The following is a 6170-nucleotide window of genomic DNA, read 5'->3' on the forward strand; positions in this document are numbered from 1 at the left end:
GCGGGGGCGTCAGCGGCGGCCGGGGCATCGGCGTCTCGGGCGGCGGGTTCGGGGGCGCCGGCGGTTTCGGGGGTGCCGGTGGTTTCCTCGGGGGTCGAAGTCGCCTGCGCGGCCTCAGGGGCCTTCGGGGCGTCCGGTGAGGCCGGGACCTCGGAGAGGGTCCGTACGGGCTCCTGAGGGGCCTTCAAGGGCTCGGGGGCGGCATCCGTGAGCCGTCTCGCCGCCCGCCGCTCCAGGAACAGCCGCAGCAGCGGGCGTACGGCCTCCCCCGCCAGGACCGCCAGCAGCAGGTACATCGCCACCGCCAGCCACAGGAAGCCCGGCCAGGCCAGGACCTGTTGCAGCCAGAACGGCGCCCCCGCGCGCTCGGCGGCCAGAGCCGTGATCGCGAGGACCCAGCCGCCCACGACGAGGACGGCGCCCGCGCGGCGCGCCCAGCCGGGGCCCCGCGTCGTGTCGCGGAACAGCCGGCGCCACAGGTACCAGTTGCCGGTCACCAGGACGGCCAGCGCGAGCGCGCCGAAGACGATCACCATGACGGTCGTAAACCCCTTGCTCCGCAGGCCACTTGCCCGGCTCGATCCGCTACGACGTGGCGCGCAGCGCGCGCAGGGAACGCAACCCGATGAGCCCGATGGCCGTCCCCAATACGAAGGACACCACCGCGAGCGTCAGGTGCACCCAGAAGTAGGCCGTGGGATGTCCGTCGTCGAACGCCAGGCCGCTGCCGTCTTTGATCAGATTCTTTACGAAAGTGACCCAGATGACCCACGACCAGACCCCGAAGGCGAGCAGGAACCACGACAGGGGGCGGGTGAGCTTCATGCGCCCAGTATCGCCGTCGGGTGTCCGGTTCCCGGAGGCGGGTGGGGAGCGCGGTGGGACTTCTCCGGGACCGGCGGGTACGTTCGGCGTCGTGCCCGCACCCATGAAACGGGCCGTCAGGCGAACCCTGACGGTCACCGCCGCCACGCTCGCGACCGCCTCGCTCACCGCGCCCTTCGGTCACGCCGCGCCCAGTCCCTCGCCGACCCCCTCCGTGACGCCGCCCGCGCGCATGTCCACCGTCGGGGGTGCGCGGCTGGGGCTGCCGGGGACGCAGGCCGATCTCGCGGGCGGGGCGCCCGTGCTGCCCAAGGACATCACCGCGCGGTCCTGGATCGTCGCCGACGCGGAGTCGGGGGACGTCCTCGCGGCGCACAACGCGCACTGGCGGCTGCCGCCGGCCAGCACGATGAAGATGCTGTTCGCGGACACGGTGCTGCCGCGGTTCCCCAAGACGACCCAGCACAAGGTGGCGCCGGCCGAGCTGGAGGGCATGGGGGCCGGCTCCAGCACCGTCGGCATAAAGGAGAACGAGACCTACTCCGTCCACGACCTGTGGCTCGGGGTGTTCCTGCGCTCCGGGAACGACGCGGTGCGCGTCCTGTCCGCGATGAACGGCGGCATCCCCGCGACGGTGGCCGAGATGAACGCGCACGCGGAGGAGCTCCAGGCGCTCGACACGAGCGTCGTCTCACCGGACGGGTACGACGCCCCCGGCCAGGTCTCCTCCGCCTACGACCTCACCCTCATCGCCCGCTCCGGCCTCCAGAAGAAGGACTTCCGGGAGTACGCGTCGACGGTCAAGGCGAAGTTCCCCGGCGAAACGAAGAAGGACGCGAAGACGGGCAAGGTGACCCGCACCCCCTTCGAGATCCAGAACACGAACCGTCTCCTCAGCGGCGACCGGGACCTCCCCCAGTACCCGGGCATCGCGGGCGTCAAGAACGGCAACACGACGAACGCGGGCTCGACCTTCACGGGCGTGGCGGAACGGGCGGGCAGGGTCCTCCTGGTCACCGTGATGAACCCCTCGAAGGAAGCCCACAACGAGGTCTACAAGGAGACCGCCGCCCTCCTGGACTGGGGTTTCCAGGCGGCCGGCAAGACCCGCCCCATCGGCGAACTGGTCCCCCCGAAGAACGCCGCCCCCCAGCAGGGCTCCGCGAACGGGTCGCCCTCCCCCGAGGCGACGGGCCAGGCGGGAGGCGCGGGAGACGCGTCGGGTTCCCCGGTCGCCGCGAAGACGACCGCGCACGCCTCCGGCGGCATGGGGACGGCGATGGCCATCGCGGGCGGGGTCCTGGTCCTGCTCGCGGGGGGTGTGTTTCTGGTCAACCGCAAGTGGCCTTCGCGGAGGGCCTCGCGCGCGGGCGCCGAAGCCGAGGAGACGCCGGGTTCCTCCTGAGGGGCCGCCCCCTCAGGCCCCGTCCGTCTTCTCCGCCTCCTGCGCGCCCGCGCTCGGTGTCGCCGTCCACGCCGCGCAGTACAGGACCAGCTTCGCCGTCAGGTTGATCCACAGCAGGAGGGCCACGGGGACGCCGAAGGCGCCGTACATCGTCTTCGTGGCGACGCCCTGGAGGTAGCCGCTCAGGAGGAGCTTGAGGAGTTCGAAGCCGAGGGCGCCGATCAGCGCCGCCTGGAGGAGGCGGCGGCGCGGGGGGTCGGCGCCGGGGAGGAGGGTCAGGACGTACAGGAGGAGCAGGAAGTCCGCCAGGACCGCCACCGCGAACGCGGCCACGCGCAGGAGGGCGCTGCCCCAGCCGTGTTCGTCCAGGCCCAGCGCGTCCGCGAGGGCCCCCACGGCCCAGGTGGCGACCGTGGACGCGGCGAAGGTCACCAGGACCGCGCCGCCGAAACCCACGAGGACTCCCGCGTCCTTGGCCTTGATGAGGACGGGGTTGCCGTCGTCGTCGGGGAGTTCCCACACCGCGCGCAGGCAGTCCCGTATCTGGGTGACCCAGCCGAGGCCGGTGAAGAGCAGGACCGCGCCCGCGATGAGACCGACCGTGCCGGCGTTCTGGACGAGGGACGCGACGTCGAGCTGTCCGGAGATGCCGGGTACCTGGTCGGCGATGCGGTCTTCGAGGCGCTTCTGCTGGTCGCCGCTGAGCGCGGCGGCCGTGACGGCGGCGGCCAGCGTCAGCAGCGGGAACAGCGAGACGAAGCTGACGAACGTCATCGCGGCGGCGAGCCGCGTCCACTTCACCTTGTCGAGCCGCTCGTACGACCGCCACGCGTGCGTGGCCACCAGCCGCACGACGAATGGCCCGACGACGGGAAGCCTCTTCAGCCAGTCCATGATCCGAACTCTGCCTCACCGGGGGCCGGACACCCCTCGTCCGGGTTCCCCGCAACCGCGGTTCTTCACCAATGGGCCACCGCCAGCCCGTACATGGCGACCCACACCACCCCGATCAGCGCGAGCGCGCGGTCCCCGAGTACGACCTCCTCGGGCTCCCCGGCGATCCCCCGGTCCGCGAAGACGGCGTATCGCAGCACCGCCAGGATGAACGCGGCCATCGACAGCTGGCGCCAGGGCACGGCGCTCGCGTGCGTGCCGCCCTCCAGTGCCCACAGGCAGTAGCCGAGGACGGCGACCCCGGCGGCGAGCTGCCACACGAAGCGCAGGTAGCCGGTCGTGTACTCGGTGAGCAGCGCGCGCGTGGCGCCCGCTTTCCCGGCCATCTGCACGGCCTCGGAGTACCGCTTGGCGGCGACCATGAACAGCGCCCCGAACCCGGTGGTGATGAGGAACCACCGGGACAGCGGGATGCCGAGGGCGAGCCCTCCGGCGGTGGCGCGCATGAGGAACCCGGTCGAGACGACGACGAGGTCGACGACGAGGACGTGCTTGAGGCTGACGCAGTAGGCGAGCTGCATGGCCACGTACGCCGCCAGGAGGGCCGCGACGCCGGGGGTGGAGAGGCCAAGGGCCAGGAGGGGGCCGGAGGCCGCTAGAAGGCCGCCCACGGCGTACGCGAGGGGTACGGGGACCTGCCCGGCGGCGACGGGCCGGAGGCGTTTGGTGGGGTGGGCCCGGTCCGCGTCGGCGTCGCGCGCGTCGTTGACGAGGTAGACGGCCGCCGCGCAGACGGTGAACAGGGCGAAGACGAGGGCGAGTTGAGTGACCGCGTGCCAGGACAGGAGGCGCCCGGCGGCGGCCGGCGCGGCGACGACGAGGACGTTCTTGACCCACTGTTTGGGCCGGGCGGTGCGCAGCAGGCCGGTGAGGAGGCCCCCGCGCGGCGGAGCGACCGAAGGCACCTGCCGTCTGCGCTGCTCATGGAGTTCGGGCGCCGTCTGCGTCATCCGGGGACGCCCCGCATCCACCGTGCCCCCACGCGCGCGGTGACGACGCCGAGCACCGCCCCCGCAGCGACGTCCGACGGATAGTGCACGCCGACGACCAGCCGGGACACGCACATCGCGACGGCGGCGGGGGCGACGGCGTACGCGCCGAGCGCCCCGTACGCGTACGCGGCAGCCGCGGCGGACGTCGCGTGGGAGCTGGGGAAGGAGTGGCGCCCGGCGGTGCGGACCAGCGCGCGCACGTGGGAGGGCCGGGGGCGCCGTACGACGCGTTTCGCGCCGATGCTCAGCGCGTGCGCGCCCGCGCACAGGGCCGTCGCCCGCAGCCAGGCGTCGCGCCGGCCTGTGTCGAGGGCGGCGCCGGCGAGGCCCGCGGCGATCCACACCGCCCCGTGCTCGCCGGCCCACGACAGGGCGCGCGCGGCGTTCGCGACCCGGGGATCGGCGCCGCGCGCGTGGAGCGCGGTGAGGAGGCGCCGGTCGTAGTTCTCGTCCATATCAGCCCACTGTTCACGCCCGAACGGCCGCAGGACCGACAATATTGGGCGAAATCCCATTTATCACCCATTTCGGGGAGGGGATTTGATGTTGACGAGGTTTCCGGACAAATAGGGGCGCTACGGTCACCGACATGCCTGCCGAGACCGTTTCCGTCACCGGATGGGGCCGCACCGCCCCCTCCACGGCCCGTCTGATCCGCCCAGGGACGTACGAGGAGGCCGTGGAGGCCGTCCGGGGGGTGGGGAGCCGGGGCGGTATCCCCCGGGGCCTGGGAAGGGCGTACGGCGACGCGGCGCAGAACGCCGGCGGCGCCGTCCTGGACATGACCGGCCTCGACCGGGTCCACGCGATCGACGCCTCCGAGGGGATCGTCCTGTGCGACGCGGGGATCTCCCTGCACCGCCTGATGGAGGTCCTCCTCCCGCTCGGCTGGTTCGTGCCGGTCACCCCGGGGACCCGGTACGTCACCGTCGGCGGCGCGATCGGCGCGGACATCCACGGCAAGAACCACCACGCGTCCGGCTCCTTCGCCCGCCACGTCCCGTCGTTCGAGCTGCTCACGGCGGACGGCACGATCCGTACGGTCCGCCAGGGCACGCCCCTGTTCGACGCGACCGCCGGCGGCATGGGCCTGACCGGCGTGATCCTCACCGCGCGCGTGCGCCTGCACCCCGTCGAGACGTCCCTGATGGCCGTCGACACGGAGCGCGCCGCCGACCTCGACGACCTGATGGCCCGCCTCACCGAGGGCGACCGGCACCACCGGTACTCCGTCGCCTGGATCGACCTCCTCGCGCGCGGGGCGTCGACCGGGCGGGCGGTCCTCACGCGCGGGGACCACGCGCCGCTGGACGCGCTGCCCGCGCGTGCGCGCAGAGAGCCGCTCGCCTTCCGTACGTCCCGGCTCCCCGCCGCCCCCTCCTTCGTCCCCGGCGGCCTCCTCACCCGCACGACCGTCGGCCTCTTCAACGAGCTCTGGTACCGGCGCGCCCCGCGCGCGCGTGCCGGTGAACTCCAGCGCATCCCGGCGTTCTTCCACCCCCTGGACGGCGTCCCGCACTGGAACCGGATCTACGGCCGGGGCGGCTTCGTGCAGTACCAGTTCGTCGTCGGACACGGCCGGGAGGAAGCCCTGCGCCGGATCGTCCACCGCATCTCCGAGCGCCGCTGCCCGTCCTTCCTCGCGGTCCTCAAGCGGTTCGGCGAGTCCGACCCCGGCTGGCTCTCCTTCCCACGCCCCGGCTGGACCCTCGCCCTGGACATCCCGGCCGCCCTGCCCGGCCTCGCGGCGTTCCTGGACGAGCTGGACGAGGAGGTCGCCGGGGCGGAGGGCCGGGTGTACCTGGCCAAGGACTCCCGCCTGCGGCCCGACCTCCTCACGGCGATGTACCCGCGCGCGGACGCCTTCCGCGAACTGCGGGCCCAGCTGGACCCGCGCGGGGTGTTCGTGTCGGACCTCGCGCGCCGGCTGAGCCTCTGAGGAACCGGCCTCGCCGGAGATCGCCGCCCCACACGCCTCAGGGCCCCGCGAGAGG

The 6170-nt window shown here is 73.2% G+C and carries 6 protein-coding genes and 1 pseudogene; 2 read left to right on the plus strand and 5 right to left on the minus strand.

Features of this window, described 5'->3' with window-relative positions; translation table 11 throughout:
• Together AOK24_RS50835 and AOK24_RS19620 are read right to left on the minus strand one after the other, a co-directional pair.
• Window positions 1-536 (minus strand): annotated as a pseudogene (locus AOK24_RS50835) (metallophosphoesterase); the annotation flags it as partial.
• A 49-nt stretch (window positions 537-585) separates the two neighbouring features.
• Window positions 586-825 carry an SCO4848 family membrane protein gene (locus AOK24_RS19620; RefSeq protein WP_010351845.1) on the minus strand — a complete coding sequence of 80 codons (240 nt, stop codon included), beginning with the start codon at window positions 823-825 and terminating at the stop codon, window positions 586-588.
• 91 nt (window positions 826-916) lie between these two features.
• On the opposite strand from AOK24_RS19620, the gene AOK24_RS19625 reads away from it, so the two are divergent.
• Window positions 917-2230, plus strand: coding sequence for a D-alanyl-D-alanine carboxypeptidase family protein (locus tag AOK24_RS19625; RefSeq protein ID WP_055721369.1), 1314 nt, complete (start codon window positions 917-919; stop codon window positions 2228-2230).
• Window positions 2231-2242: 12 nt separating this feature from the next.
• On the opposite strand, the gene AOK24_RS19630 is transcribed toward AOK24_RS19625, so the two are convergent.
• The 3 genes from AOK24_RS19630 to AOK24_RS19640 form a co-directional block, all read right to left on the minus strand.
• Window positions 2243-3124: a YihY/virulence factor BrkB family protein gene (locus tag AOK24_RS19630; protein ID WP_055721370.1), complete on the minus strand. Its 882-nt coding sequence runs from the start codon at window positions 3122-3124 to the stop codon at window positions 2243-2245.
• Between the two features lie 65 nt (window positions 3125-3189).
• Window positions 3190-4134: a decaprenyl-phosphate phosphoribosyltransferase gene (locus tag AOK24_RS19635; RefSeq protein ID WP_055721371.1), complete on the minus strand. Its 945-nt coding sequence runs from the start codon at window positions 4132-4134 to the stop codon at window positions 3190-3192.
• Window positions 4131-4631, minus strand: coding sequence for a phosphatase PAP2 family protein (locus AOK24_RS19640; protein ID WP_055721372.1), 501 nt, complete (start codon window positions 4629-4631; stop codon window positions 4131-4133). The genes AOK24_RS19635 and AOK24_RS19640 overlap by 4 nt, the downstream gene beginning before the upstream one ends.
• A gap of 134 nt (window positions 4632-4765) precedes the next feature.
• Here AOK24_RS19640 and AOK24_RS19645 point away from each other — a divergent pair, with 134 nt between their 5' ends.
• On the plus strand, window positions 4766-6115 hold the full coding sequence (locus tag AOK24_RS19645; protein ID WP_055721373.1) for a decaprenylphosphoryl-beta-D-ribose oxidase: 1350 nt from the start codon (window positions 4766-4768) through the stop codon (window positions 6113-6115).
• Window positions 6116-6170 lie beyond the last annotated feature (55 nt).

Source organism: Streptomyces niveiscabiei, assembly GCF_001419795.1.
GTDB lineage: Bacteria > Actinomycetota > Actinomycetes > Streptomycetales > Streptomycetaceae > Streptomyces > Streptomyces niveiscabiei.

Excerpts from the sequence above, each read along its gene's own strand:
- AOK24_RS19645 (WP_055721373.1), top strand. The coding sequence starts at position 4,766 with ATGCCTGCCGAGACCGTTTCCGTCACCGGATGGGGCCGCACCGCCCCC.
- AOK24_RS19620 (WP_010351845.1), bottom strand. The coding sequence starts at position 825 with ATGAAGCTCACCCGCCCCCTGTCGTGGTTCCTGCTCGCCTTCGGGGTC.
- AOK24_RS19630 (WP_055721370.1), bottom strand. The coding sequence starts at position 3,124 with ATGGACTGGCTGAAGAGGCTTCCCGTCGTCGGGCCATTCGTCGTGCGG.
- AOK24_RS19635 (WP_055721371.1), bottom strand. The coding sequence starts at position 4,134 with ATGACGCAGACGGCGCCCGAACTCCATGAGCAGCGCAGACGGCAGGTG.
- AOK24_RS19640 (WP_055721372.1), bottom strand. The coding sequence starts at position 4,631 with ATGGACGAGAACTACGACCGGCGCCTCCTCACCGCGCTCCACGCGCGC.